General features: G+C 48.9%; 21 protein-coding genes. 12 read left to right on the top strand and 9 right to left on the bottom strand.

What is annotated here, in order from left to right:
* Positions 1-5 precede the first annotated feature (5 nt).
* The 8 genes from ACO0LB_RS13355 to ACO0LB_RS13390 form a co-directional block, all read right to left on the bottom strand.
* The gene (locus tag ACO0LB_RS13355) at positions 6-848 is read right to left on the bottom strand and encodes a MinD/ParA family ATP-binding protein (RefSeq protein ID WP_423049803.1); all 843 of its coding nucleotides are present in this window, start codon (positions 846-848) and stop codon (positions 6-8) included.
* Positions 841-2,133: a flagellar biosynthesis protein FlhF gene (gene flhF, locus ACO0LB_RS13360; RefSeq protein WP_423049847.1), complete on the bottom strand. Its 1,293-nt coding sequence runs from the start codon at positions 2,131-2,133 to the stop codon at positions 841-843. Before flhF ends, ACO0LB_RS13355 begins: the two co-directional genes overlap by 8 nt.
* Positions 2,133-4,220, bottom strand: coding sequence for a flagellar biosynthesis protein FlhA (flhA, locus tag ACO0LB_RS13365; RefSeq protein ID WP_423049805.1), 2,088 nt, complete (start codon positions 4,218-4,220; stop codon positions 2,133-2,135). Before flhA ends, flhF begins: the two co-directional genes overlap by 1 nt.
* Positions 4,217-5,368, bottom strand: a complete 1,152-nt coding sequence (gene flhB / locus ACO0LB_RS13370; RefSeq protein ID WP_423049807.1) for a flagellar biosynthesis protein FlhB — start codon at positions 5,366-5,368, stop codon at positions 4,217-4,219. The genes flhA and flhB overlap by 4 nt, the downstream gene beginning before the upstream one ends.
* Positions 5,369-5,610: 242 nt before the next feature.
* A complete protein-coding gene (locus ACO0LB_RS13375; protein WP_423049809.1) occupies positions 5,611-6,738 on the bottom strand; it encodes an ABC transporter permease in 1,128 nt (375 codons plus the stop codon).
* 2 nt (positions 6,739-6,740) lie between these two features.
* Positions 6,741-9,533, bottom strand: a complete 2,793-nt coding sequence (gene rbbA, locus ACO0LB_RS13380) for a ribosome-associated ATPase/putative transporter RbbA (protein WP_423049811.1) — start codon at positions 9,531-9,533, stop codon at positions 6,741-6,743.
* A complete protein-coding gene (locus tag ACO0LB_RS13385; RefSeq protein ID WP_423049813.1) occupies positions 9,497-10,570 on the bottom strand; it encodes an HlyD family secretion protein in 1,074 nt (357 codons plus the stop codon). Before ACO0LB_RS13385 ends, rbbA begins: the two co-directional genes overlap by 37 nt.
* A 32-nt stretch (positions 10,571-10,602) precedes the next feature.
* Complete coding sequence (locus ACO0LB_RS13390; RefSeq protein ID WP_423049815.1) at positions 10,603-12,054, bottom strand: efflux transporter outer membrane subunit; 1,452 nt, start codon at positions 12,052-12,054, stop codon at positions 10,603-10,605.
* 282 nt (positions 12,055-12,336) lie between these two features.
* On the opposite strand from ACO0LB_RS13390, the gene ACO0LB_RS13395 reads away from it, so the two are divergent.
* The 3 genes from ACO0LB_RS13395 to ACO0LB_RS13405 all read left to right on the top strand — a co-directional run bounded on the left by ACO0LB_RS13395 (position 12,337) and on the right by ACO0LB_RS13405 (position 16,314).
* Positions 12,337-12,978 carry a TetR/AcrR family transcriptional regulator gene (locus ACO0LB_RS13395; protein WP_423049817.1) on the top strand — a complete coding sequence of 214 codons (642 nt, stop codon included), beginning with the start codon at positions 12,337-12,339 and terminating at the stop codon, positions 12,976-12,978.
* A 357-nt stretch (positions 12,979-13,335) separates the two neighbouring features.
* Entirely contained in the window at positions 13,336-14,742 is a 1,407-nt protein-coding gene (locus tag ACO0LB_RS13400; protein ID WP_423049819.1) for a DASH family cryptochrome, read from the top strand.
* Positions 14,743-16,314: a cryptochrome/photolyase family protein gene (locus tag ACO0LB_RS13405; protein ID WP_423049821.1), complete on the top strand. Its 1,572-nt coding sequence runs from the start codon at positions 14,743-14,745 to the stop codon at positions 16,312-16,314.
* A gap of 133 nt (positions 16,315-16,447) precedes the next feature.
* Here the strand turns inward: ACO0LB_RS13405 and ACO0LB_RS13410 are convergent, their stop codons facing one another.
* Entirely contained in the window at positions 16,448-17,242 is a 795-nt protein-coding gene (locus ACO0LB_RS13410; RefSeq protein ID WP_423049823.1) for an EAL domain-containing protein, read from the bottom strand.
* Between the two features lie 864 nt (positions 17,243-18,106).
* On the opposite strand from ACO0LB_RS13410, the gene ACO0LB_RS13415 reads away from it, so the two are divergent.
* From ACO0LB_RS13415 to ACO0LB_RS13455, 9 genes are all read left to right on the top strand, one after another.
* Positions 18,107-18,412 carry a helix-turn-helix domain-containing protein gene (locus ACO0LB_RS13415; protein WP_423049825.1) on the top strand — a complete coding sequence of 102 codons (306 nt, stop codon included), beginning with the start codon at positions 18,107-18,109 and terminating at the stop codon, positions 18,410-18,412.
* Entirely contained in the window at positions 18,393-19,751 is a 1,359-nt protein-coding gene (locus ACO0LB_RS13420) for a HipA domain-containing protein (protein ID WP_423049827.1), read from the top strand. Before ACO0LB_RS13415 ends, ACO0LB_RS13420 begins: the two co-directional genes overlap by 20 nt.
* Before the next feature lie 358 nt (positions 19,752-20,109).
* Positions 20,110-20,436: a HigA family addiction module antitoxin gene (locus ACO0LB_RS13425; RefSeq protein WP_423049829.1), complete on the top strand. Its 327-nt coding sequence runs from the start codon at positions 20,110-20,112 to the stop codon at positions 20,434-20,436.
* A gap of 65 nt (positions 20,437-20,501) precedes the next feature.
* Positions 20,502-21,539 (top strand): restriction endonuclease, encoded by a 1,038-nt coding sequence (locus ACO0LB_RS13430; RefSeq protein WP_423049831.1) that lies wholly within the window; start codon positions 20,502-20,504, stop codon positions 21,537-21,539.
* Positions 21,494-22,582: an ABC-three component system protein gene (locus tag ACO0LB_RS13435; protein ID WP_423049833.1), complete on the top strand. Its 1,089-nt coding sequence runs from the start codon at positions 21,494-21,496 to the stop codon at positions 22,580-22,582. The genes ACO0LB_RS13430 and ACO0LB_RS13435 overlap by 46 nt, the downstream gene beginning before the upstream one ends.
* The gene (locus ACO0LB_RS13440; protein ID WP_423049835.1) at positions 22,579-23,073 is read left to right on the top strand and encodes an ABC-three component system middle component 2; all 495 of its coding nucleotides are present in this window, start codon (positions 22,579-22,581) and stop codon (positions 23,071-23,073) included. The genes ACO0LB_RS13435 and ACO0LB_RS13440 overlap by 4 nt, the downstream gene beginning before the upstream one ends.
* On the top strand, positions 23,070-24,947 hold the full coding sequence (locus ACO0LB_RS13445; protein WP_423049837.1) for an AAA family ATPase: 1,878 nt from the start codon (positions 23,070-23,072) through the stop codon (positions 24,945-24,947). Before ACO0LB_RS13440 ends, ACO0LB_RS13445 begins: the two co-directional genes overlap by 4 nt.
* Positions 24,948-25,058: 111 nt before the next feature.
* Positions 25,059-25,889: a hypothetical protein gene (locus ACO0LB_RS13450; protein WP_423049839.1), complete on the top strand. Its 831-nt coding sequence runs from the start codon at positions 25,059-25,061 to the stop codon at positions 25,887-25,889.
* A 24-nt stretch (positions 25,890-25,913) separates the two neighbouring features.
* Positions 25,914-26,060, top strand: a complete 147-nt coding sequence (locus tag ACO0LB_RS13455) for a hypothetical protein (protein ID WP_423049841.1) — start codon at positions 25,914-25,916, stop codon at positions 26,058-26,060.
* Positions 26,061-26,168 lie beyond the last annotated feature (108 nt).

The following is a 26,168-nucleotide window of genomic DNA, read 5'->3' on the forward strand; positions in this document are numbered from 1 at the left end:
GTTGATTAAATTCCGAGGCCGACACCCAGCTCAGGTACTCCCTTTAAACACAAAGTTGATCGCGCTGTTGTTGCCAACTGGGCTGCGAGTCTTGAAAAAGCCATGGAGGCGCATGCTTTAGGAAAAGCATCAATCACAGACCGACCAAGATGTGCCGCTTTTCTGACATGCTCATCTTCTGGCACATATCCGACAAAATGTAGAGGTACCGCTAAATAGCGACTTGCTGCCTGTGCCATATTTGTATAAATCAATCTTGCTTCTTTTTCTGAGGCACCCGATACCAGTATGCCGTATTGCCGGCGACCAAGGCGATTGCTGACGCGCTTGATCAGGCCGTAAGCGGCTTTAATTCTGGTCGGATCTGCCGAAACCTGAATCACGATTTCACTGTCATCCAACGATGATAATGGGAACGAATCTTCAGCATCAATATCAGTGTCAACCACGACCAGATCAGAGCTACTGACCAGATGATCAAACACGCGTGATAACTGCCGCGAATTCTCTGCTATCAATCCTGTTGATGTGATTGAATGACGAGCGAGCATGGTAACAGATAAGCCTGACGCTACAATTTTAATTGCCTCAGACATTGTACGCTGTTGTTTCGCTACATCCAATAAGGTACGGTCATTCCTTGCGTTCATCCAGGCACCAATACTGTCATCCGAAGCTCTGGTATCAATCATCAACACCTGACTTCCCTGGCGCGCGAGGGAAACACCCAAATTGACCAACATGCCACTCTTCTCTTCATCCTTTAGCGCGGATAAAAATGTCAATACCCGTGGTTTTGGTCCTGCGAGCATGCGCCGCAATCCTTCTGCCTGGTCGAAATTAGCCAAGAGACACCTCCTGAGAGAAAGTATTTGCGGAACCACTATGCATCACACCGGCGCCAGCCATCAGCAATGGCAGCTCTTCATCCAGATAGCGAAAAGCCGACGTTTCCCGTTTCAGTTTAAAGGCGCGATCAATCAAGTGCTGTTTATTCGCAATGTGCAAATCCTCAGGAACCCGCTGACCACTGGCTACGTAGTACACCATCAGCTTCTGGCGAATGGCGATGTCCAGCGCACCACCAATCGTCGCAGCTTCATCCAGCTTGGTCAGGATGCAACCAGCCAGACCACTGCCTTGATAGGCGCGCACCACCTCGCTCAAGGTTTCTCCTGTGGATGTCGCATTCAGGCACAACAAACGTTTGACAGGCGTATCAGCGCCGGACAGCATCGCTACCTGCTCAGTCACCATTTTGTCGCGCTGACTGACACCAACAGTGTCGATTAATACCGTGTGCTTGTTTTTCAATTCATCCAGTGCCAGGCGCAGATCACTCTCATCCTTTACTGCATGAACCATCACACCCAGAATTTTGCCGTAGATTCGTAACTGTTCATAACCACCAATACGATATCCATCAGTCGTAATCAATGCCAGCTTGGATGGTCCGTGACGCATGACGCAGCGCGCAGCCAGCTTTGCCGTTGTCGTAGTTTTCCCTACGCCAGTAGGGCCGACCAAGGCATACACACCGCCCTTTTCAAGAATTTCATTTTCGTTATCAATGGTCGATAAATTACGGGAAAGGATTGATTTAATCCAATCGATACCATTCTCAACTTTTTCCGTCTCCGGCATTTTACTGACCAGATAACGTGACAAGCTGGCACTAAAACCAGTCGCCAGCATTTCACGCATCATTTCGGCTTTTTGAGGTTCACGCTTCTGCGTGTTACTCCATGATATTTCTGCCAGTTGTGATTCCAGCATACTGCGCATAGAGCGAATTTCCGACATCACGTTATTCAGTTCAGCAGAACTGGCGGACTCGATGGCAGGCATCATCGGCTTCAATGCAGCGACAACAGGGCGAACGGATGATGGGCGCGCGACAGATGGAGCATCAGCTTGAAATCGCGGCGTAAAACGTGGCTGGTCCGGCACCTGTTGCTCAGCGCGTGTAGAGACTGGTTCCAACGCATTCACTGCACCGTCTTCCATCGCCAGAATTTCGACCTTACCATCGACATTACGGTTAGAAAGAATCACGGCATCGGCACCGAGAGCTTCCCTCAACATCCGCAATGCTTCGCGGGATGTATTTGCGGTAAATTTTCTGACATTCATCATTGACCTCCAACCAGGCTGGTAACTCTAATCGTTTTTGATTCAGGTAATTCGGCGTGTGACAACACCTTCAATTGCGGTAACGTGCGGCGCAGGAATTTCGCCAGCAATGCCCGCAGCGGTGCAGGTACCAGCAATACTGGTGTCAGCCCCATTTGCTCTTGTTGCTGCGCGGCTGCTTCTGTCTGGCTGGCCAATGTATCTGCAAGACCTGGCTCCAACGCGACGCTGTCATTGCCTCCGGTATTCAGTGCTTGCATGAGCAGACGCTCAAGACGGTTATCCAGAGTCATGACAGTCAATTCATTCGTAGAAGGGAAAATTTGTTGGACGATGGCGCGTCCCAGAGCAATCCGCACCTGTGCAGTCAATTCATTGGCATCCTGGGTATGCATTGCCTGCTCGGACAAGGTTTCGATAATCGAACGCATGTCACGGATATGGACACCTTCCATTAACAGGTTTTGCAAAACTTTCTGCAAAACCGACAAAGGCAACAGTTTAGGCACGAGATCTTCTACCATTTTCGGCATTTCTTTTGCCAGATGATCGAGCAACTGCTGCACTTCCTGACGACCGAGCAATTCAGCCGCATTAGAGGTAATCAGATGATTCAGATGCGTGGCAATGACGGTACCGGCATCTACGACGGTGTAACCCATGGTCTGTGCCTGTTCACGCATGCTGGCATCAATCCAGACCGCTGGCAGACCAAACGCTGGATCGGTTGTTTCCTGGCCGGGCAATGGGCCTGACACCATGCCTGGATTAATTGCCAGATATTGTCCATTCAACGCTTCGCCGGAACCGATTTCCACGCCTTTCAGCGCAATTTTATAAGCAGCAGGCTTGAGTTCAAGATTGTCGCGGATATGTACTGGCGGTGACAAAAAGCCGACTTCCTGTGCGAATTTTTTACGAATCCCTTTAATCCGCTTCAGTAATTCACCGCCCTGAGTTTTATCTACCAAAGGAATCAGGCGATAACCCACTTCCAGACCCAGCGTATCCACTGGCAAAATATCCTGCCAACCCACTTCTTCCATTTCCGGAGCTGGCGCGGCCTGGGTTTCTGGCTTGGCTTCAGAAGCAGTCGCAGCTTCCTGATTGCGTTTCGTCAGCAGATACCCACCACCACACAACAAGCTTGAGAGCAGGATGAAAGCCATATGAGGCATACCCGGAATAATGCCCATACCGCCAATAATCGCACCAGAGATAATCAACACCTGCGGTTTGGCAAATAACTGACCAATCAACTGACCACCGATATCCTGATCGCTGGCGACACGCGACACGACCACACCGGCAGCGGTCGAAATAATCAACGAAGGAATCTGGGCGACCAGACCATCACCAATTGCCAGCAAGGTATAGTTTTTCAACGCTGATGCAAAATCAAGATCGTGCTGCACCATACCAACGATCAGTCCGCCGACAATATTAATGACCGTCACCATAATGCCCGCAACAGCGTCACCACGAACGTATTTACTCGCACCATCCATCGCACCGTAAAATTCAGCTTCCTGTGCGACTTCTGTACGGCGACGGCGTGCTTCCTGTTCCACGATCAGACCAGCGTTCAGATCGGCATCAATTGCCATTTGCTTACCAGGCATCGCATCCAACGCAAAGCGCGCACCTACTTCAGCAATACGACCAGCACCCTTGGTCACGACAGTAAAGTTAATGATCGTCAGAATCACAAACACCACAATACCAACGGTATAGTTTCCACCAATCAAAAAGTGCCCAAACGCCTCAATCACCTTACCAGCAGCATCCGGACCCGTATGACCTTCAGTCAATACCACCCGGGTAGAAGCCACGTTTAACGACAGGCGCAACATGGTGCTGACCAGCAGCACAGTTGGGAACACCATAAAATCAAGCGGCTTGACAGTGTAAAGACTCGTCAACAGAACAATGACCGCAATCGCAATATTAAAACTGAAAAATACGTCAAGAATGAAGGCCGGCAAAGGCAAGATCATCATTGCCAGCATCAGAATAATAAGAATTGGTGCGGCGACAGCTTTGCCATTTAAGCCGGATAACCATACTGGTAATTTCAGGCTGTTCATACGATAACTCCTGCTTGATTATTTGGATCTAACTCGGGTGGTACTTTCAGTTCAGTTGGCTCACTTGGGCGGATACCGCCATGCTCACGGAAAGTGCGTAACTGGAAGACATAAGCAAGTACTTCGGCAACAGCCGTGTACAAAGCTTCAGGAATCTCATCGCCTAACTCAGTGTGCTTATACAAGGCACGAGCCAGTGGTGGCGCTTCCAGCAACGGAATGTTGTGTTCTTTACCCAGCTCACGAATTTTTGCAGCGACGGCATCAGCACCTTTGGCAATCACTTTCGGCGCCCCCATGCCGCCTTCGGTATATTTCAGGGCAACGGCGAAGTGAGTCGGGTTAGTAACAATGACATCGGCAGTCGGAATTTCAGACATCATGCGGCGACGTGCCATTTCACGTTGCTGCTGACGGATTTTTGCTTTGATCTGCGGATTACCATTCGCCTCTTTTGATTCCTGAATCACTTCCTGATGTGTCATTTTTAATTTATTCGCGTATTGCCACATCTGATAAGGCGCATCGATAGCCGCAATCAATACCAATGCCCCGACAATCGATAAAAAGCAAACACCTATCATGTGACCGACGTGACCGATACCGATACGCAGAGATTCCAGCGGCAATCCAAACATCGCCTCTTTCTGACTCACCACCACCACCCAGGCAACACTGCCGACGATAATGGTTTTAATGATCGCTTTCAGCAACTCAACACCAGCGCGTGCCGAAAACATATTGGCAACACCCGAAATCGGATTCATTCTGGAAAAATTAGGCTGTAAAGCTTTTGCACTGAATAACCAACCGCCGATCAACAAAGGAGAAGCCAGAGCGACGAGCATCAGCAACACGGCCACCGGGGCAAAAGCAATCAATACTTCCTGCAAGCCGCCAGCAATTTTGGTGAACAATAAATTAGGGTCATAAATTACTTCACGCTCCAGCGACAGACCGCTGATCAGATTGTGATTCAAATGACGAATCAGACCTTCGCCCATAGTCCAAAGCGATCCACCTGCTGCCAATAATATGGTGCAAGTTGATAATTCTCTTGAACGTGGTACATCGCCCTCTTCGCGTGCTTGCTCAAGCCGCTTGGGTGACGCCGGTTCGGTTCTTTCGAGATCGCTATCTTCGGCCATTGCCGACTCCTGTTATTTCCACGAAGTAACTACTACTTCGTTTGCGCAAATGTACAGGTGTAATTATTGGCGATCAGAGCTTGCTGAGATGCGGAGAATAAGGGCGGAAATACCCCCCTTTCCTTCTCATGGGGAGTATTACAAGGCGGGATAATTCGTCAAACGCAGTAAAGTAATGATGATACCTAACTGCAATAAACTGAGATTCGGCACAAACTCAGCTAAAAAGACACTAGGAATACTTAGGCCATTTGAGAAATGGTCTTACGGAATCGCATCAGCGAAGCCATGAACAACAAAGAGCCAATTGACAGAATAGCCAACAATTGTGGCCACACCATATCAAGCCCTGCACCACGGTATAAAATTGCCTGTGCAGCAGCCACAAAATGTGTCGTTGGTGCCGCCAGCATAATGTCCTGCACCAGCTGCGGCATGCTCTCACGCGGTGTGGTACCTCCTGATAATAGCTGTAAAGGCAGCAATACCAGGACCAGCAACATACCAAACTGCGGCATTGACCGTGCCAGAGTTGCAAGGAAAATCCCCATAGAAGTCGTTGCAAATAAATGCAGACAAACTGTCAACATAAATAAGCTGATTGAACCCTGAATCGGCACATGCAGCGCGCCCTGGACAACAAATATCAATGCAGACAAAGCAGCCAATGCCACGACTAATCCCATAGACCAGACTTTAGCCAGCATGATTTCGTTCGGCGTAACTGGCATGACCAGCAAGTGCTCAATGGTTCCATGCTCTCGCTCACGTATCAGCGCGGCGCCCGTCAAAATAATCGACAACATCGTCACATTGTTGATGATTTCCATCAACGAACCAAACCATGCCTGTTCCAGATTGGGATTAAAGCGCATACGCAAATCCAGCCCTACTGGCAATGCCGTCGCATCACTACTACGCTGTACGAACTCATTCACTTCGCGTCCGATGATCTGCTGTATGTGGGTATTCCCGGTGAACGCCTGGCTCATACGCGTTGCATCCACATTCAATTGCAACGTCGGTGCACGCCTGGCCAGCACATCGCGCTGAAAATCAGCAGGTATTTCCAGTATAAAAGTATAGTCACCGTTATCCATCCCGGCATCAGCTACTGCACTGGAGATAAGAACTGGCGTTTTAAAGTCAGGAGGATAAAAGCTGGACACGATTCTTGCCGATAATGGAGAATCATCCTGATCAACTATAGCGATAGCGGCGTTATGAATGCCGCCAGGCATCGCCGTTGCTGCCACATAAATAGAAAAAGAAAAGGTGTACACGATCAATACCAGCATGACTGGATCTCGCACCAGGCTCCACAACTCCTTGACGCCGAGACGATAGATATTCGCCAGACTAGAACCCATGATCAGTTCTCCTGTTTTTTCAACAGCATGATGGATAATCCAAGGATGGCTGGCACGGCAAGAAGCAACTGCCAGAATGATGTCGCCAAGCTCGTGATATCCAGTGATTTACTAAATACGCCGCGACTGATGGTCAGAAAGTGTGTAGCAGGATAAATCTGACCTATGATCGCCCCGAAACCTTCAAGAGATGAAACAGGATTAATCAAACCAGCAAACTGAACGCAAGGAATAATAGTGCCGATCATCGTCACAAACATGGCCGCAATCTGGCTATGCGTAAAAGTCGATGCCAGCAGGCCAAACCCCGTCGAACAAACCACGAAGATCACTGCAGCCAGCGTGAGCGTTGCAAAACTCCCTTTCAGGCTGACGCCAAATACCGTGACAGCCAGCAGCGTCATCAGAAAAAAATTAAACATGGCCAGCACAATATAGGGAATTTGTTTGCCCAATAAAAATTCAGCTCGTGTAATGGGAGTCACGTACAGGTTAATAATCGAGCCAAGCTCTTTCTCGCGTACTACCGACAAGGCAGTCAGCATGGCTGGAATCATCATCAACAATAAAGGAATCACCGCAGGCACCATCGCCGGTAAGCTTTTGACGTCCGGGTTATAACGATAACGCGCCTCAATATGGCTAAGCGCGGTCAGGTGCTGCCCCAAATGATGGACAGCCATTTCAGCCAGCCAGGTCTGGTGCATCGCCTGCACATAACCACGGACAGTCTCTGCTCTGACAGGCATCGCGCCATCAACCCAGGCACCAACACTGACCGGACTACCACGTTCAATATCCCGGGCAAAACCGGGGGGAATTTCAATGGCCAACGATAACTCACCTCCCCGCATCCGGCGATCCAGATCGTTGTAATCCGTAATGGGTGGCTTTTCGATGAAGTAGCGGGAGCCGGATAAATTCAATGTGTAATTCTGGCTGATGGCGGTTTGATCCCGGTCGAGTACCGCATAGGACAAATTTTCTACATCCAGATTAATCCCATAACCGATGATAAACATCAGAATTGCCGTTCCCAACAATGCCAAGGTAGCCCGAACAGGATCACGCCGGAGTTCCAGAGTTTCCCTCAGGCTGTAACTGAAAATACGACCAACACTGCGCCAAAAGCGGCTGTTATCCGTACTTCTCTGCTCTGCTGCCGGCGTGCTGGCATGCATCTGTTGATTCTGTGGATTCTCTTGCGTCTCAGCATCAGGATCGGCTGTTGCTTCTTCCAGATAAGCAATAAATGCGTGCTCCAACGTAGAACCACGTTCGCGCATCAAAGCCTGAGGACTTTCACTGACCAACACCCGCCCGGCATGCATCAGCGAAATCCGGTCACAGCGCTCCGCTTCGTTCATGAAATGGGTAGAAATAAAAATCGTGACCTTATCCTGACGAGCAAGATCAATCATCAATTGCCAGAACATATCGCGCGCTACAGGATCAACACCTGAGGTTGGCTCGTCCAGAATCAACAATTCGGGTTTATGCACCATCGCTACGGCCAACGACAAACGCTGGCGGATTCCCAATGGTAATTTCTCAGGCAATGTCTCCATCGCTTCAAGAAGGTCAAAGCGTACTGCCATTTCAGATACCCGTGCTGCAATCTCAGGTTCGGGCACCTGAAACAGGCGCGCATGCAACTCCAGATTTTGTCTGACCGTCAATTCGCCATATAAGGAAAAAGCTTGCGACATATAACCAACACGGCGTCGCGTTGCCATATCGCTGGCTTCTACCTCTTTGCCAAATAACCAGGCTTTTCCTTCGCTGGCAGGCAATAAGCCTGTCAACATCTTCATGGTGGTTGATTTACCGCACCCGTTAGAACCAAGAAAGCCAAAAATTTCGCCACGCTGTATCCGAAAATTGACATGATCAACCGCGGTAAAATCACCAAAATGCATCGTCAGCCCCTGAGCTTCGATCGCAATATCATCCTCTTTGGCAGCGAGCAGTGGAGGAACAATCACTGCCCGGTGATTGCGTCGTTTCTCTTCCGGCAGCAAGGCAATGAATGCCTCCTCCAGCGAAGCCGTTGCCGTTCTCTGATGCAATTCTTTTGGTGAACCCGTTGCCAGAATACGCCCAGCGTCCATCGCTACCAGCCAGTCAAATCTGTCCGCTTCTTCCATGTAGGCAGTTGCTACGATCACACTCATGCTTGGCCGATCTTGCCTGATACGATCAATCAGGTCCCAGAATTGCGCACGCGACAAAGGATCAACCCCAGTTGTAGGCTCATCGAGAATCAATAAATCCGGATCATGAATCAAGGCGCAACACAGCCCCAGTTTTTGCTTCATACCACCGGATAATTTACCGGCAGGACGAGAGAGAAATTTCTCCAGCCCCGTACTTCTGGTCAGATCGTCAATGCGGCGACGGCGTTCGCTACGCGAATGACCAAAAAGGCGCCCAAAAAACTGTAAATTTTCTTCTACCGATAACGTGGGATATAAATTCTTTCCCAGACCCTGCGGCATGTAAGCAATCCGCGGACAAACCGTATCACGATGTTTTTTCAGCTGCATATCCCCGCCAAGCACCTGAACCTGCCCCTGCTGTATGACTCTGGCACCGGACAATAGCGATAACAGACTGGATTTGCCCACGCCATCCGGCCCAATCAGTCCGACCATTAATCCTGCCGGAATATCGAGGTGAATATCCGCTAATGCCTGCACCCGATCATAGTTCAGGCTTACACCACGCAGGCTGGCAACATGCGAAGCATCCATGATGGTCACTTTGGCACTTTCAATGCCAGCTCGGCAGGCCATTCAGCTTTCGCATCCAGTTTGAGCCATGCCACACCCGGCAAGCCAGTCTTGACCAGTTTTACATGTTTCAATAACAAGGAACGGTCAATCTGCGCTTTGATACGGAACATCAGTTTTTGCCGCTCACTGGCTGTTTCCACCGTCTTTGGCGTAAATTGCGCCGTACTGGCAACAAAAGAGACTGTCGCAGGAATCACCAGTCCCGGCGCTGCATCCAGCACAATTCTGACTTCGCTGCCTAAGGCCAACTTACCGGCACTCGACTCAGGTACGAAAAAAGTCATGTAGACATCACTCAGATCGACCAGATTCAATACCCTGCCACCGCCACCCAGCACTTCACCTGCCTGTGCAATCCGGTATTGGACTCGCCCTGCTCTGGGCGCGATCAACGCGCTGTCACGAATATCCACATCCACGCGTGCCACTGTGGCTTCGGCTGCCGTCACGGACGAACGCGCACCAGCGACCTGGGTACGCGCTGCGTCAATCGCCGCCTGGGCAGCAGCAACCTGTGCTTTTGCTGCTGCGACTGCTGCTTGCAAACTGCGTACGCGGGCACGGTCATCATCCAGCTCTTGCGCTGAAGACGCGCCTTCAAGTACCAACGCTTCAGAACGACTCAATCTCCGCTGCGCAGCATCAAGCTCACTCTCTCTTTGTGTGACCAAGGCCAATGTTGCCTGATGGTCGCTCTGACGCACCGCTACCAGTGCTTCGGCGCTGGCAACACCGGTAATTGCTTGTTGCTGGCGGGCTTTTGCCTCATCTCTTTGCGCATCCAGCGTCTGCACCTGCATATGTCCCAGCACCTGACCAGCAGTAACAAAATCCCCTTCACTCACCAAAATATCCTGTACACGTCCAGGTAATTTGGTCGCAACATCCACTTCCGTTGCCTCTATGCGGCCATTCCCGTTGACAAATCCGACACCTGGCCCTGCGCTGTGCAAGTGGGTCCATGCATAACCAGCACCCGCAGCAGCAACCACTAGTACCAGTCCGACACGCAGGGCATTTTTAATGGAAGAATTCATAAGTCCTTACTCCGTTTGTTGCAATATCGGATTTATTGAAGATGTAATACAGATACAGGTGAAGGCAAATCTGTCGCCACACCACCTAGCGCTGCATATAAATTGACACTACTGGATAAATAAGCACGATGTAATTGCACCAGTTGCTGTTCTGCCGTCAGCAAATCCCGCTGTGCATCCAGCACATCAAGAAACGCCGCCGCGCCGCTGTCATAACGCAACTGGGATAAGCGTGCACGCTCGCTCTGCGCCGCCAATGCTGCTTTTGCGATCTCGACTTGTTTATATAACCAATAACGTGCTGTGAGCGCATCAGAAACATCTCTGAACGCCAACTGTACTGTTTTTTCGTACGTCGCCACGGCAACGTCACGACGCACCTCATTTAGATCAAGATTATTTTTTAAACGCCCATGATCAAATAATGGCAGTGTCATACTGGGTGCAAATTGCCATGCATGACTACCGCTGGCAAACAAACCATTCAGCTCTGCGCTCGCAGTACCATACGAGCCTGTCAGTGTGATCTGTGGAAAAAACGCAGCACGTGCCGCCGCCACATTGGCAGAGGCAGCCTTCAACCGATGTTCGGCCGCCAGAATATCCGGACGTCGAGACAGTAATTCGGAAGGCAAACCGGCATCCAACACACCCAGCGTGGTCGTGAGCTGCAATTGATTCTCAGCAACCGCCGTTGGTACAGCGCCGCCAACCAACAGGCTCAGTGCGTGCAGACGTGTTTCTCTTAGTTGTTCCAGTTGAGAACCCAAAGCTTGTGCTTGTGTCAGCAGCGTCTGTATCTGCGTCAGATTCAATCGGGAAGTCGCACCTAAAGCGACGCGTCTGGAAAAAATACGATAACTCTCTTCGCGACTGGCAATCGTCCGCCGCGCCAGCGCGATACGCTGATTCAACTCCGCCAGTTCGAGGTAACTATCGGCGACTTGCGCAATTAACGCCAGCCTGCCCGCGCGCTGCGCCTCGTCTGTGGCAAGATAAGTTTGTAGCGCGGATTCACTCAGACTACGTACCCGCCCCCAGAAATCAAGCTCCCAGCTCGCCATTCCAATACCTGTCTGATATTGACTGCTGATCAGACGATGTTGCGTCAGGTTTAAATCAGCAGGTGTACGCGAGCGAGCAGCACCGGCCTGCAAACCAATAGTCGGTAATTGTTCTGCGCTTTGTATGTCATAGGCCGCCCGCGCTTCTTCCACGCGCAGCATCGCAATCCGTAAGTCACGGTTATTCTCCAACGCCTGTTCAATTAAACGTTGCAAGACCGGATCGGTAAAATAGTCACGCCAGCGCGTCAGTTTTCCACCCGGGAGTTTTTCATGTTGCGCATATTCGTCAGGTACAGGAAAAATCGGCGATACAGACGTTGAGCGCGGTGCAGCACAGCCCGTTAAAGCGAACATGATGGTCGCCGCCAGAGTACAAAGCCCGCTCTTCAACATGACATCAGGAATTTTTTTCATCATATCCATTGCAAGAAAAATAGTGGCGTATGCCCTGATGCTTTCATCACAATTCCTTCGAACACCATGGAAAATAGTATTGAAAACATCGTTTGCAGCATCAGTTTCAATACTCGCAACGGTCATTCGATCATTTCATTGCGAAATAATAAACTTTTATCAGCCTAACATTCTAGACACTTTATTCTATTGCAAGTTTGATCTCGATCAAGCTACCGACTGATTGGTCGGTAACGATGCTGCGAGCATGCCATACAGAGGCGTTAAGAGCGATATACTGCTTCGATGAATACTCTGAACACGACATGCACATTTGATACGCGCACCTCCACGCGCAAACGCCTGCCGTCTCATGTAAGAGTTCAACAAATTCTGGATGCCGCTCAAATCGAATTTTCGGAGCATGGCTTTACCGCTGCGAGAACGGATGACATTGCTAGCCGTTGCGGCCTCTCCAAAGGAGGACTCTATTCACACTTCAAAAGTAAAGAAGAGTTATTCGAAGCGCTGGTCTGCCGATCACTCACACCTCCTGATCTGAGCGACATGCCCGATCTGTCGGAAACAATCACCGTAAGGCATCTGGCAGAATGGTTGGTTGGCAGGTTCTATGTTTTTTTGGAAAACCCAAGTGCAATCGCCACATTCAGATTGCTGATTGCGGAAAGTGAACGCGCATCCTCGTCACTGGCAACCTGGCGTCGCCAAGTGCTGGAGCCACATCTACATACTCTCGGCGAAACGCTGAAAATGAAAACGGGGGCCTCTTCAGCCATCAAAAGCATCATCGCAAACGAACCATGGCTGGTTATTTCCCCCATTGTTCATATCATGGTCTCACAGGCCATTTTCGGAAATGCTCAGGATAAGCCCTTGAAAGACTACCGCCAGGCGCATATCGCTTTCTTATGCGAGCTGCTGAAATAGGCATTCACAACAACGCAGACCAATTCAGCAGTTCGCGGCTGCCTACCAATTATTGTCATCAGGCACATTCACTTGCCATGCACAATCTGCATACCAATATCGCTTGCTGATTCAATTTTTCTTAAGGTCCCTCCTCCTGCTACCGAAATCATGTCGCCGACGAGCTGACAATATTCTCCACGTCGCGCACACTTACCCAGAAGTCTGGATCACCTGCCGAATCACCGGCGGATATAGACCGTCTTCGATTTTGCATCGACGTAAGCACGAAGAAATGGGCGAACGTGTAGAGTGACGTGAAATACCACACAAACCGCTACTGTCAGCGCTCACAAGAGCAGCGGTAGCAAATGCTAAATGAGTACATCAATGCCCTCCAGCACCTTAGATATCAAAGAAAGCACCTCGACATCTCCAACGATCATCTACTGGTTTCGGCATGATCTGCGGCTCAATGACCATCCTGCTCTGACACAGGTTTGCCAGCAAGCAAATCGCTTATTATTCGTCTACTGCCACCCCACATATCGGCAAGAGATAACGCGATGGAATATACCGCGTACCAGTCAGCATCGTCAGCAATTTTTGGCCTCAACATTAGCTGATTTAAGTACCCAATTGCGATTAGCGAATAGCGAGCTACTTCAAATCGAAGGAAATCCGGCAGATGTCTTGCCCGCATTGGCACAAGAGACTAACGCTATAAGTATCTATTGCGAAGAAATCGCTGCCCCGGAGGAACAAGCCGAAGTCAATGCATTGCGTGCAACAGGCCTCATGGTGCATACCGTATGGCTATCGAGCATGCTTGATCCTGCCAACTTACCCTTTGAAGTCAATGCGTTGCCAGACGTATTCACTCATTTTCGTCATCTGGTAGAGCGTCATCACACACAACCACCGCCACCTTTACCAATTCCGAAGAACATCCCCCCACTCCCTGAGTCCTATGCTGCCATCGCAAAGAAATGGAGTAAGGCACCGGAGATCACATCTTCACAATCGGCTTGCAACGCGGAGCAAATGAGTCATCAAATTGCGGATTCAATCAGAATTAGCATTGATGATCGTTCCTCGTTTCCACATTTTTTACCTGAATTTTCTGGTGGTGCGAGCGCAGCCTCAAAACATCTTCAGCAATATTTTTTTCGCCAGCTAGCATCCACCTACAAGCTCACACGCAACGATTTAACGGGGCGAGATTATTCAACGAAATTTTCTCCGTGGTTAGCCTCCGGTGCATTGTCCGCGCGAACAGCGTATGCAGCATTGAAAGAATATGAGAACGTCTATGGTGCCAATGACAGCACCTACTGGATTTGGTTTGAGCTGTTATGGCGCGACTATTTCAGACTACTGCATCTAAAATACGGTCGTCAGCTTTATTCTTCGCGAGGTCTGACGAACTCGCCTGAGCCAATGCACGATACACACAGATTTGATGCGTGGTGCCAGGCAAAAACTGGTGAATCGCTGGTGGATGCCGGCATGACTGAACTTGCTGCTACCGGCTATTTATCAAATCGTTTACGCCAAATTGGCGCCAGTTATTTAATCCACGATCTCGGTTGCGACTGGCGTGCTGGTGCCGCCTGGTTTGAATCCCAATTAATTGATTACGATGTGTACAGCAATCAAGGTAACTGGTTATACCTTTCCGGACGAGGCACTGATCCCCGCAATGGACGACGCTTTGATCCACAAAAACAAGCTCATGAGCATGATCGTGATGGTACTTATCAACGCCTTTGGGGCACGCTATAAATGACAACCAACACAACGACAACGATACAAGTCACTCCACCACGGCTCACACTCAGATTACTGTTGGGCGACCAGTTAAATACAGAACATCGATGGTTCAGCGAAATTGACAAAGCGACAATTTATGTGCTGATGGAAGTACGACAAGAAACAGACTATGTACTTCACCATGCACAAAAAATTCTGGCCATATTTGCCGCCATGCGTGATATGGCGAGGCAGTTGCGAGAAACCGGGCATACCGTGCATTACATTGCGATCGATGATCCGGTCAATCTGCATTCCATAACAGCCAATATTGATGCGCTGATGACGAAGCATCAGGTCACCGTATTTGAATACCAGGCACCGGATGAATGGCGCCTGGATCAACAGTTATATCAGCATGGACGACGTTCCGACATTCCATGGGTAATGGTTGATAGCGATCATTTTTATACTAGTCGTCATCAAGCCGCAGATATTTTTGCAGGTCGCAAACAATGGTTGATGGAATATTTCTATCGTCAGATGCGAGTCACGCATCGTGTACTGATGAAAGACGCAAAAAACCCCATCGGCGAACAATGGAATTATGACCACGATAACCGTAAACCCTGGCGCGGCATGCCAACTGAGCCAACAGATGCCAGAACCCCGCACGATCATTCTGGTTTATGGCAAACCATAATTGACTCCGGAGTCAAAAGTTTTGGTAACCCTCAAGCCAGTCAACTGGCTTGGCCACTCAACCGTCAAGAAGCCTTACAACAACTAGATGCCTTCATCGACAATGCTCTGCCACACTTTGGTGATTTTCAAGACGCGATGAGCGTTAAGGCATGGCGTTTATTCCATTCATTATTGTCGTTCGCGCTCAATGTAAAAATGCTGAATCCGCGCGAAATTGTTGCGAAAGCAGAGGCTGCTTACCACGCAGGACATGCACCTTTGGCTGCGACAGAGGGTTTCATCCGGCAAATTTTAGGCTGGCGCGAATATGTACGCGGCGTGTATTGGGCCAATATGCCAGAATACGCAGAGAAGAATTTTTTCGGACATACCCGTCACTTACCGACTTGGTTCTGGAACGGAAAAACCAAAATGAATTGCCTGTCGCGGGCGATCACCCAATCACTGGAACAAGCGCATGCGCACCACATTCAACGCTTAATGGTTATCGGTAATTTTGCCCTGCTCGCAGGCTTGGATCCGGCTGAAGTACATCGCTGGTATTTAGGCGTTTATATCGATGCATTTGAGTGGGTTGAACTACCCAACACCGTTGGTATGAGTCAGTTTGCCGATGGAGGATTATTAGCCACGAAACCCTATGTCTCCAGCGCCGCCTACATTGATAGGATGAGCGACTATTGCAAGGGTTGCCACTACGACAAAAAGGTCAGAATTGGCCAACGTGCGTGCCCTTATAATGCCTTGTATTGGGATTTTTTCCAGCGCAACGCCGATAAACTGGAGAAAAATCCCCGCATTGGCATGGCCTATCGGCAATTAGAAAAAATGGAAGCCAAGGCAATTGCGGATTTTCAGCTGCAGGCAAAAAGTATGTTGGAAAATATAGACTTACTCTAATGTTGAGACAAAAAATTAGAAATGCCATGGTAAAGATACCGTACCGTTCATCCTCTCTCGCCTGTCATATGCAGAAGGGTGTAAACAAAAGCAAATATTATTCATGCATCCACATTTACAAACCCTGCATCACCTACTCCCAGGCAGAAGCCGGAATTTCGCCAAGCCCTTTGAATTTTGGCTTACTAAACCAGTACCCCTGCATCAGGTTAATCCTGACAGAAGTTAAAAAGTCACGTTCAGCACGCGTTTCTATTCCCTCTGCCAGCAGTTTTATTCCCATTTCTTTACAAATATAAGCGATTCCCGTAACGATCGCTTGGCGGGGTCGATGCGAATCAATTCCCCTGACCAAATCCATATCGATTTTTATAATATCCGGCTGATATTCCGACAATAAATTGAGCCCTGCATAACCAGCGCCAAAATCGTCGATCGCCGTTTGGAATCCAAAATTACGATACTCTTTAAAGATATTCACCAAGTGCGGACGATCCTGAACACGCTCACCCTCAGTAACTTCAAAGATAATTTTTTCAATAGGAAAGTTATTTTTCTTCGCCGCTTCAAATGTTGTCCGAATACAGACTTCGGGCCTGTAAACAGCGTTCGGTAAAAAATTGATCGATAAATACTCTCGCATTCCTAAACGCGCAGCGCCCTCAACTGCCTTTACCCTGCAAAGTTGATCAAATCGATAACGATTGCCATCGTTCACCTGCGCAAGAACACTGGCAGCAGACTCTCCATTTGGGCCACGCACCAGTGCTTCGTGGGCAAAAATAGTACGTGAGGAAAAATCGACTATCGGTTGATACGCAAACTCAAACTCCAGTTCAAATGGAATACTGCTTTGACACCCCACACACGGTCCATCGACAACTGGAGTATCTGAATGTACAGCGGAGAGTGCATTAATTGGCATCATTTTTATACTTAAGCAAAAGGTAACTCAATCTCGCGCACTCAATATGGAATTAAGCAGGAGAATTTTCTTGAACATGTCGGATCCGCACTATAAGGCGATACCGAATACCATCAAAAAAGGAAAATTTTAGCGATATTCAGGTTTTTGCGGCATCTGATTTTCGCTAAATATCATCATATATACCGTCAAAAATCCGGGCTGTCAAAGAACTTCATCGAACATTAGAGAACAAAAAACCCGCATTCTCTCTATGAAGAAGACGGGTTAATGTATTTCTTGGTACTGCTTGAAACATAGTTTTGGTGCCGAGGCCGGAATCGAACCGGCACGCCCGCTATTAACGAAGCGGCGGATTTTAAGGGCAACATTTTTGCAGAATATAACTCCCCGCAAACACAAGCTGGCTCTATGTTTCGTGAAAAATAGCCGATATTTAAATTGATTTTCAGAACAAACTAGCACAAATTGCCGATTTTCAACATAACGTTTGAGCGATATATGGGTGTGAGGTTTGGCAGATGTTCCGAGTCTTGAGCACGCCATATTGAGAGAAAATTACTCTAATGACAAATCTGCTTCCGGATAACGAGAGTGAATCCAGAGGAAAATCAAAACGAACCGGCCCAGCCCATACTGTCTGCACAATTGCCACCTTGCTCACCTCAATATCCCCCCCCCCCCCGCAGACTCATTACCAATCAAATATGAGAAATAATGATTGCATCACTGCCTCCTTTCTCCTATATTTATTAAATAAAAGAAACGATATGTAAAAACATCTAAAGATACTCATTATTTCTCATAAAAAAGAAATAAATACGCAGTTGCTCTGCAAATTCTTACATTTCTCATATTTGAGCAATCATGGCCGGCAAATTCTCTAAGATTACCCATTTCCCTTCACCTAAAATCTCCTCAGCGCGAGAGTTAGGCCAGTGGATACGTGCGCGCCGCGTTGCGGCCGGCATCCGAATAGATGATGCGGCTGCACTCTCCAATGTATCGGTGCAATTATTATCAGATCTGGAAAATGGCAATCGCTCGGTTGGTATAGACAAAGTGTTTGCTGTAATCAATTGCCTTGGGTTGGATCTGATCGTCAAGCAGCGCGGTGAGGATCTCGATATCAGGAGTGAAGAAACTGAGGCTGATGATGCTGAAAAAAACTAACGAACTGATCATCTGGATTGAACAAACTCAGGTAGCTACGCTTGAAGTCAATGACATAGGTCAGTTCCGGTTGAGTTATGAGCCGGCTTGGGCCACGTCGCCCAAAGGATACCCCATTTCACCAACCCTTCCGCTTGCCGGCAGCGAGGACTCTAGCGAGATACACTCTGCAAAAGTACGCTTCTTCTTTTCAAATTTACTTCCAGAGGGGAAAAGCCTTGACGAAGCTGTGCTGGCAAATGGGCTATCGAAATCCAATATTTTCGGACTCCTCCATGCGCTGGGAAAAGAGAGTGCCGGCGCGCTGATGCTGCTTCCCCCAGGCCTTCGCCCCGAAGCGATCAATAGCCATAGTGATTTGCGTGAAATCAGCAATGAAGAGCTTTCTGAGCGTATACGGGCGATGCCCAACATGCCATTTTCCGTTTGGGATGGCAAGGTGCGCATGTCTATCGCTGGATATCAAAGCAAACTCGCCGTGCATAAGACCCACGATGGCCGTTTGTGGCTAACAGGTGGCCAGAACGCTTCCACACATATTTTAAAGCCTCAGACGGGTGGCTTAAATGAATGTCAGGTCGCCAATGAATATTTCTGCATGCGCTTGGCGGCAATGTCAGGGATTGAGTCGGCCGAGGTGGATATTTTGCGAGTGCCGGAACCGATTTTAGTGGTCAAACGATTCGATCGCCAGGTGTTCGATGGCGACACACGGCGGCTGCATATTATTGATGCCTGCCAGGCACTCAATAAATCACCGGAACAAAAGTACGAACGCAATTTCGGTTCGGGTGAACATGTGCGCCATATCCGGGATGGTGTTTCTGTCAAAGACTTATTTTCGATCACAGATTTGGCGACTAATAAAGCCGATATGAGCTTGCGCCAATTGCGCTGGCTAATCTTCCAGCATCTAATCGGTAACTCCGATGCGCACGGAAAAAACATGTCGTTTTACGTATCTCGTGACGGTTTGAAAATGGCTCCAGCCTACGATCAATTAAGCGTATTGATCTACCCAACAATCAATCACGAATTTGCCATGGCGATTGGCGACGAGTTTATGGAGGAGGCCATGCGTGCTTATCAGTGGGCCGATTTCACCATTCAGGTGAATCTCAATCCCAGCCTGGTTGCACGGACAATAAAAAATGTCGCGAGCAAAGCGAGCAATGCGCTACCAACGCTCCTAGCGGATCCACTATTGACTCACCTTGAAAAAAATTTCCTGAAAGAACTAACAAACCAAACTCAGGTACGGATAGGAAAATTTTTAGACATTTCGAAAATACTTCCTCATATTGTTAGTGACATTTCAAAAGAAGTAAGCGACAAATAGCGCAATGTATCTTCATTTCAACATAAATCACTTCCCATAATCGTTGACGCATTAACCAGTGCAAAAAAAGTACTAAAGGAATCTCGGCCAGAGTATGTAACCGAAGCAAGCGTTCGGGAACACAAAAATGCATTGCATTTGATTGACATCGCATTAAAGCTTGCAAAACAAGCTTTACCAGAAGAGGCCTATTCTATTCCCTATCGTTTTCGCCCCTGTGAGCCTATGGTCGCACCGATCAGCTTAATTGTTCATTAAGAAAGTAAAAATAATGTACGATTGACGTATATCATCAATATTTTTAAATTAATATGTATAAAGCAATAAGAGGAAGACTCGATATTTTTTGAGACAAAATATGGCCGTAACAACTTATCACCCTGGTGAAGTCCTTGCCCGACAACTGGAAGCTGTTGGCGTATTGCCAACAGAACTGGCACGCCAGCTCGGTGTTCCCGCAAATAGAATCACTCAAATCATTAATGGCAAGCGAGGAATCACCGGCGACTCGGCATTTCGACTTGCCCACTGGTTTGGAGACACTCCAGAGTTCTGGATGGGTTTGCAGGCGCAGTGCGATCTAAAACTTGCAGAAGCTGAGTTAGGAGTGGACATTAGATTACTCCCTATCGGACCAACCGTTCGCCGCCAAAAGATCAACAAGCAAGTGAAAATTGGGCGATAAAGAATTTATGACAGAAGAAAGTAAAGCCATTTACACGGTGCAAAGCATGTTTTTAGGTAAATCGTATGAATAATGGATCAGTAGACATCACCTTCCATTATCCACCGGAGTTGTTTAATCTATTGGTTGACGTTTTGCCGCTCCTTAATCGTGCGAAGTCGGATGTGTTGCTGTTCTTCCGCGGCGCAGGAGTGTCGGATGTCGTGACTGCGGACATTGCCGCCAGCCTGAAAAGTGCGCCAAAAAATGTCAACAAGTACCAGATGGTGCGCACTGTACTTGAACGTCTTAACGCGAAAGGGGAATCGGCTCTTCGTGAGCGACGTGAGGTGCTTCGGCGAGTTGTGGATTTTGCGAACTTCGATTCGTGCTGGCCGAACGATCAGCTCAAAGCGAAGGGTCTTGTTGCCAGCATACGCGAGGTCGTCAACCAGAAGGACGCTTTCACACGCATGAACAACGCCCGCGAAGAAGAGCGACAAATGCGCCTCGCCGAGACGCAGCGAATCGCAGCGGAAAAACGCGAGCGCACGTCCAAGATCGAGAATGCAAAACAGGGGTTGTATGCACTGTTTGGTACTTCAGCGACAGCGCAGGAACGCGGCAAGATGCTGGAGACCGCGCTCAACAATCTCTTCCAGGCCTACGGTGTTCTCATCCGCAAAGCATTCCACCTGGTCGGTGAGACTGGAGAAGGAATCGTAGAGCAGATAGACGGAGTGATCGAGCTTGGCGGCACGCTGTACTTCGTTGAAATGAAATGGTACCGCAATCCAGTGGGTAAGCCGGAGATTTCAGAGCACCTTATACGCCTAATGTCGCGCGCCGAAGCTAGAGGCATCTTCATTTCCGCCAGCGACTACACGGAACCTGCAATCCATACGGTGCGTGAATTCCTGCAACAAAAGATTTTGGTCCTTTCGACGCTCCAGGAGATCGTGCACTTGCTTGACCAACAAGACGACCTCGCTGAGTTCTTCACAAAGAAAATTCAGGCAGCACAAATACACAAGAACCCATTCTTCTGCCCTCACAACGACCAGAGGCGGAGCACGTCATGGCGGCAATTTGGGAGGACATCAAGAGACCACAGAACTCCGTGATCGCCGTCACGGCCGCGCAAGTAGCGAATGGTCCCGTTATTCCGCCGCAGCAAAGGCTGCTGACCTACTCACCAGACGAGTGGGAGAGTTTCGTTGAGGAATGGGCTTACTATTGCCTTGCGACGAAGTACAAGCATATACAGCGCTTCTCAGGTGCTGGTGACATGGGAATCGATGTTGCCGGGTTCGTTGACGCTAAGCGCCTCCAAGGGGTGTGGGACAACTACCAGTGCAAGCACTACGACCATGCCATCAGGCCCAGCGATGTCTGGGCTGAGTTTGGCAAGGTCATCTGGCACTCGTACAAAGGTGAATTCACAGTTCCCCGTCGTTACTACTTTGTTTCACCGCGTGGTGCTGGCACGTCGCTCAGCCGCCTGTTTGCAAATGCCACGAAATTGCGCGAGGAGCTGATAGCCAACTGGGATAAGCATGTAAAAGAAGCGATTACAAGTACGCAGGAAGTCTCACTCGACGGGAAGCTTCGAGCCTATGTAGACACCTTCAATTTTTCTATATTCGACGCCAAGACTGCGCTCCAGCTTGTTGACGACCACCGCACCACGCCAGTTCACGCAGCGCGCTTTGGTGGCGGACTTCCAACGCGCCCTACATCTGAAAGTCCCCCTCAAGAAGTGACCGTTGCCGAAAGTCGCTATGTAACTCAGTTACTCGGTGCATACGGCGAGCACATGGGGGCGGTCATCACGACCCCCTCAGCTCTGTCCACGTCGAAGCTCAAGGATCATTTTCGGCGCCAGCGCGAAGCGTTCTATGAGGCAGAGTCGCTACGAGTCTTTGCGCGAGACAGTGTACCGCCTGGCACCTTCGAGTCCTTGCTGGACGACATCCACGGAGGCGTTATCGACACATGCGATGCGAACCATACTGATGGCTACGAAAAAGTCTGTGCCGTCACCAAAGCAGCCCGTGACATGCAAATCACGGCAAACGCCCTCATTACTTGTACGAAACCCAAGGACCGTGATGGGATCTGCCATCAGCTCGTCAACGAGGAGCGCCTTCGGTGGACACGATCATGAGCCAGAAACGTAAGCCGATCACGTTCAATGGCCCGCTTGAGGCAGGCATACGTGCAGTCTCGATTCTTGGCGCAGCATATCCGGTAACCTACGACCTCCAACGCCTCGTTGCCCTTGACTACCTTCTTGTCCATACAGGTGATATCAATGGCCCTGACAATCTACATCCACCGTCACCAATGCACTCAGCTGAATTGCTCGTGCGCCGCAAACTAATCGAGCAATCGCTGCTTCTGATGATGACTCGCGACCTAGTGGAGCGTGAAGTCACAGCCGAGGGCATCAAATACGGAGCAGGCGAGAACGCTGCGACATTCCTATCGTCAGTATCTTCCAGCTACATGTTAGCCCTGAAGGATCGAGCAACCTGGCTTATCGAAACCCTCGGATACCTCACGGATGAACAGTTCAAGAGTATGATGCGTCGTTTCTTCGATAAATGGGTAGAGGAGTTCCAGCACGTAGAGCAGAGCCTTGGAGGTGAAGTATGACAGTCGCTACTCCCGGCTTCCGATTGCGCTTCCTCGGCTTCTTCGGCCCACAGAAACTACCTGCCACAGTGGCCTTCGACGCAGGCCTTAATGTCATTTACGGTGCATCAAACTCCGGAAAATCCTTCATCGTCGAAGCCATCGACTTCATGCTTGGCGGCAAGCCGCCCTTGCGCGACATCCCGGAGCGTGTTGGCTATGACCTCGTTCTTCTGGGCATTGAGACGCTAGACGGTAAGTCTTTCACGTTCTGGCGTAGCATGGACGGTGGCGGTTTTCGACTCTATGACGATTTGCATGAAACACCGCCAGCGACCGACATTCCGTACAAGCAGCTTGACGAGAAGCACAGCGAGAAGAACGAGGTAAACCTTTCTTCTTTCCTGCTGGGTCTGTGCGGTCTTGGTGGCAAGCGTGTCCGCAGGAATTCCCGGAACGAAACCAATAGCCTGAGCTTTCGCAACATTGCGCGCCTGATGATCGTCAACGAGACGGAGATCACGCAACAAAGCTCTCCACTCTTTGACGGCAATCCCACTGCCAACACTCCAAACCTCGCAACGTTCAAGTTGCTTCTGACCGGAACAGACGACTCGACACTCGTCGCCACTAACAAGAGTGAGCCAGAGGAATTGTCGCGTGACGCACAACTGCACCTTCTTGACCAGCTTCTCGATGACTACCGCGATCGGCTCAAGGAGTTGACCAAGAGTCCAAAAGAGTTGGAGGAACAGCTTGAGAAGATCAACGCGTCTCTGCGGCAACAGGCGGAGCAGGTCAACACCACCGAGGCCAAGTTTCAGGAAGCTGCCGGGAAGCGGCGCGAACTACGCAAGAAACTGGAAGACAGCCGCGAGCGACGCGCCGAAGTTGAGGCTATGCTTAAGAGGTTCAGTCTTCTCGATGAACATTATGCATCTGATATTGAACGGTTGCGCGCAATTGAGGAGGGAGGGACGTTGTTCAACGTACTGAACGCCGGGCATTGCCCTCTCTGCGGTGCAGAACCCGCACATCACCACATTGATGCCGAATGCAACGAAGACACTGACGCCGTCGTTCAAGCTGCGCGAAAGGAGATCTCTAAAATCGAGATTCTGCGTGTAGAACTCGCAGCAACTGTCGAAAGTCTGGAACATGAGAGTACCAACTTCGACCGAAAGATGCCAGCAGTTATGCAGGAGTTAAAGTCAATCTCCGATGCTGTCGAAGAATTGATTGCGCCCAGACTTTCGACCCTTCGCAAATCTTATTCCGACTTCGCCGATAAGCGAGCTGCGGTGCGCGAGGCACTAGCGCTCTATGCCACAGTGCAAGACATGGAGCGCCGCCGCGCCGATCTTGAGAAAGGCTCCGAGGATGAAAAAAATGGAGCACCGGCCAACGCAGACATTCCCACTACCGTGACTCACAGCTTTGCAAAAACTGTCGAGAACATCTTGACGGCGTGGCACTTTCCAGAGGCTGGAGATGTATACTTCGATTCCAAAACTCGCGACCTTGTCATTGCTGGAAAATCGCGCAGCGCCTTTGGCAAAGGGCTTCGTGCCATAACGCATGCTGCTTTTACGCTCGGACTACTAGCTTTCTGTCGCACGCGACAGACGCCACACACAGGATTCGTTGTGCTCGATTCTCCTTTGCTTGCATATCGTGAGCCAGATGGAGCCGAAGATGACTTGACTGGCACGGATCTTCAGGAGCGGTTCTACACTTACCTTGAAGCACTACCTATCGACATACAAGTCATTGTGGTCGAGAACACCGATCCGCCTAATTCAATCATAAAGCGCAAACAATCGCTGATGTTCGGCAAGAACCCACATCACGGTCGGTACGGTTTATTTCCCTTTGTGCCCGATTCTGCGCATTAAATCCGGATAAAAATAGTCCAATCACTATGTCATTCGCAACGCAAGTCATACTTCTCAGTGCGGAGACTACGCCTCCATTGATTTGTCACATAGATTAAAAACAATACGCATATGAAAAATACTCTACAAGAAGCGTCCGGGAAAGTTTTACCGCTAATTCAAAAATACACCAGTGAAGTTGGCATTGAAGTCACCCCATCCATTTTTTGGAGAATACTTGCAATAGCCATGAGTCTTGTGTTCTTCAATGTTTATTCTCGGCTTATTTTTGTTATTTTCATGGGGAACCAAGGCTTTTTCTCTTATGATCTTTTCTCCGATGGCATTCTGGGAATGGAGATTTTTTTTGGTACGGTAGAAATAATGATGATTATTCTATCGATTGCTTTTTTCGGGCTTCTCCTCCCTGTATTTCAGTGGCTTTTCAAAAAAGAGGTGTCTTGGGCAGCCGTTGTTTTTTTCCTGGCCGCGGGAGGACTGATGTGGAGCTTAGGAATTGCTGCAGCGCAGTCACCAGCATCAAAATTCAATAGCGTGGACTATTTGGCAATAACCGGAATTTTTCTTTTCATCACATTGTATTTTGCTACAGCAATGTATGCGCCAGCAAAAAAAAGTATCCGAACCTTGCTTGCATTACAAGCTGTAATACTTTGCATGTCGGCGGTGACTCCTGAAACCGTAGTCAAGGTACTAAAACCAGGTTTAAAAATGTATTCAGTGGGTGGCGATTTACCTATAGAAATTATGGGAAGGAATGGCGATCTAAATAAAGGAGAATTAGTTTTTCTCTCCCCTATTAATCTTTACATGCGACTTGAAAAAGAAGGACCTCTACTGATTCTAAAAAGAGATGAATGCAAAATTCAGATATTCATCCAAAAACAAAAAAAAATCATAAGTAAGTCACACTATTGGAAACGGAAAATTCTAGAGTTATAAGATAAAAAAATTGGGCGGAAATGTATGCCAAGAAAGCTTGTAATTTTTGGAAATGGTCTAGGTATGGCTATTGATCCAGTACACTTCTCATTACAACCAGCACTAGAAGAAATATGGGAAAGAGATAATTTTCTATCAAATGCACAAAAGCAACTAGAACTCATTTCATAAATATCTTCGAAGTAGAATCATAGAGAAAGCCAGATGAACAAAGCCTGTATATCGATCAGCGCAACGGTCCCAACGAGTGAGAACACGTTTGAATTTGTTGAGCCAGGC

Source organism: Undibacterium sp. SXout7W (assembly GCF_049339385.1).
GTDB lineage: Bacteria > Pseudomonadota > Gammaproteobacteria > Burkholderiales > Burkholderiaceae_D > Undibacterium.

Bases quoted from the DNA above. Each gene is read 5' to 3' on its own strand.
- ACO0LB_RS13445 (WP_423049837.1), top strand. From the start codon at position 23,070: ATGACAGTCGCTACTCCCGGCTTCCGATTGCGCTTCCTCGGCTTCTTC.
- ACO0LB_RS13430 (WP_423049831.1), top strand. From the start codon at position 20,502: ATGAATAATGGATCAGTAGACATCACCTTCCATTATCCACCGGAGTTG.
- ACO0LB_RS13390 (WP_423049815.1), bottom strand. From the start codon at position 12,054: ATGATGAAAAAAATTCCTGATGTCATGTTGAAGAGCGGGCTTTGTACT.
- ACO0LB_RS13420 (WP_423049827.1), top strand. From the start codon at position 18,393: ATGATGCTGAAAAAAACTAACGAACTGATCATCTGGATTGAACAAACT.
- flhA (WP_423049805.1), bottom strand. From the start codon at position 4,220: ATGAACAGCCTGAAATTACCAGTATGGTTATCCGGCTTAAATGGCAAA.
- ACO0LB_RS13400 (WP_423049819.1), top strand. From the start codon at position 13,336: ATGAGTACATCAATGCCCTCCAGCACCTTAGATATCAAAGAAAGCACC.
- ACO0LB_RS13410 (WP_423049823.1), bottom strand. From the start codon at position 17,242: ATGATGCCAATTAATGCACTCTCCGCTGTACATTCAGATACTCCAGTT.
- ACO0LB_RS13375 (WP_423049809.1), bottom strand. From the start codon at position 6,738: ATGGGTTCTAGTCTGGCGAATATCTATCGTCTCGGCGTCAAGGAGTTG.
- ACO0LB_RS13455 (WP_423049841.1), top strand. From the start codon at position 25,914: ATGCCAAGAAAGCTTGTAATTTTTGGAAATGGTCTAGGTATGGCTATT.
- flhF (WP_423049847.1), bottom strand. From the start codon at position 2,133: ATGAATGTCAGAAAATTTACCGCAAATACATCCCGCGAAGCATTGCGG.
- ACO0LB_RS13435 (WP_423049833.1), top strand. From the start codon at position 21,494: ATGGCGGCAATTTGGGAGGACATCAAGAGACCACAGAACTCCGTGATC.
- ACO0LB_RS13395 (WP_423049817.1), top strand. From the start codon at position 12,337: ATGAATACTCTGAACACGACATGCACATTTGATACGCGCACCTCCACG.
- ACO0LB_RS13440 (WP_423049835.1), top strand. From the start codon at position 22,579: ATGAGCCAGAAACGTAAGCCGATCACGTTCAATGGCCCGCTTGAGGCA.
- ACO0LB_RS13385 (WP_423049813.1), bottom strand. From the start codon at position 10,570: ATGAATTCTTCCATTAAAAATGCCCTGCGTGTCGGACTGGTACTAGTG.
- flhB (WP_423049807.1), bottom strand. From the start codon at position 5,368: ATGGCCGAAGATAGCGATCTCGAAAGAACCGAACCGGCGTCACCCAAG.
- rbbA (WP_423049811.1), bottom strand. From the start codon at position 9,533: ATGGCCTGCCGAGCTGGCATTGAAAGTGCCAAAGTGACCATCATGGAT.
- ACO0LB_RS13425 (WP_423049829.1), top strand. From the start codon at position 20,110: ATGGCCGTAACAACTTATCACCCTGGTGAAGTCCTTGCCCGACAACTG.
- ACO0LB_RS13415 (WP_423049825.1), top strand. From the start codon at position 18,107: ATGGCCGGCAAATTCTCTAAGATTACCCATTTCCCTTCACCTAAAATC.
- ACO0LB_RS13450 (WP_423049839.1), top strand. From the start codon at position 25,059: ATGAAAAATACTCTACAAGAAGCGTCCGGGAAAGTTTTACCGCTAATT.
- ACO0LB_RS13405 (WP_423049821.1), top strand. From the start codon at position 14,743: ATGACAACCAACACAACGACAACGATACAAGTCACTCCACCACGGCTC.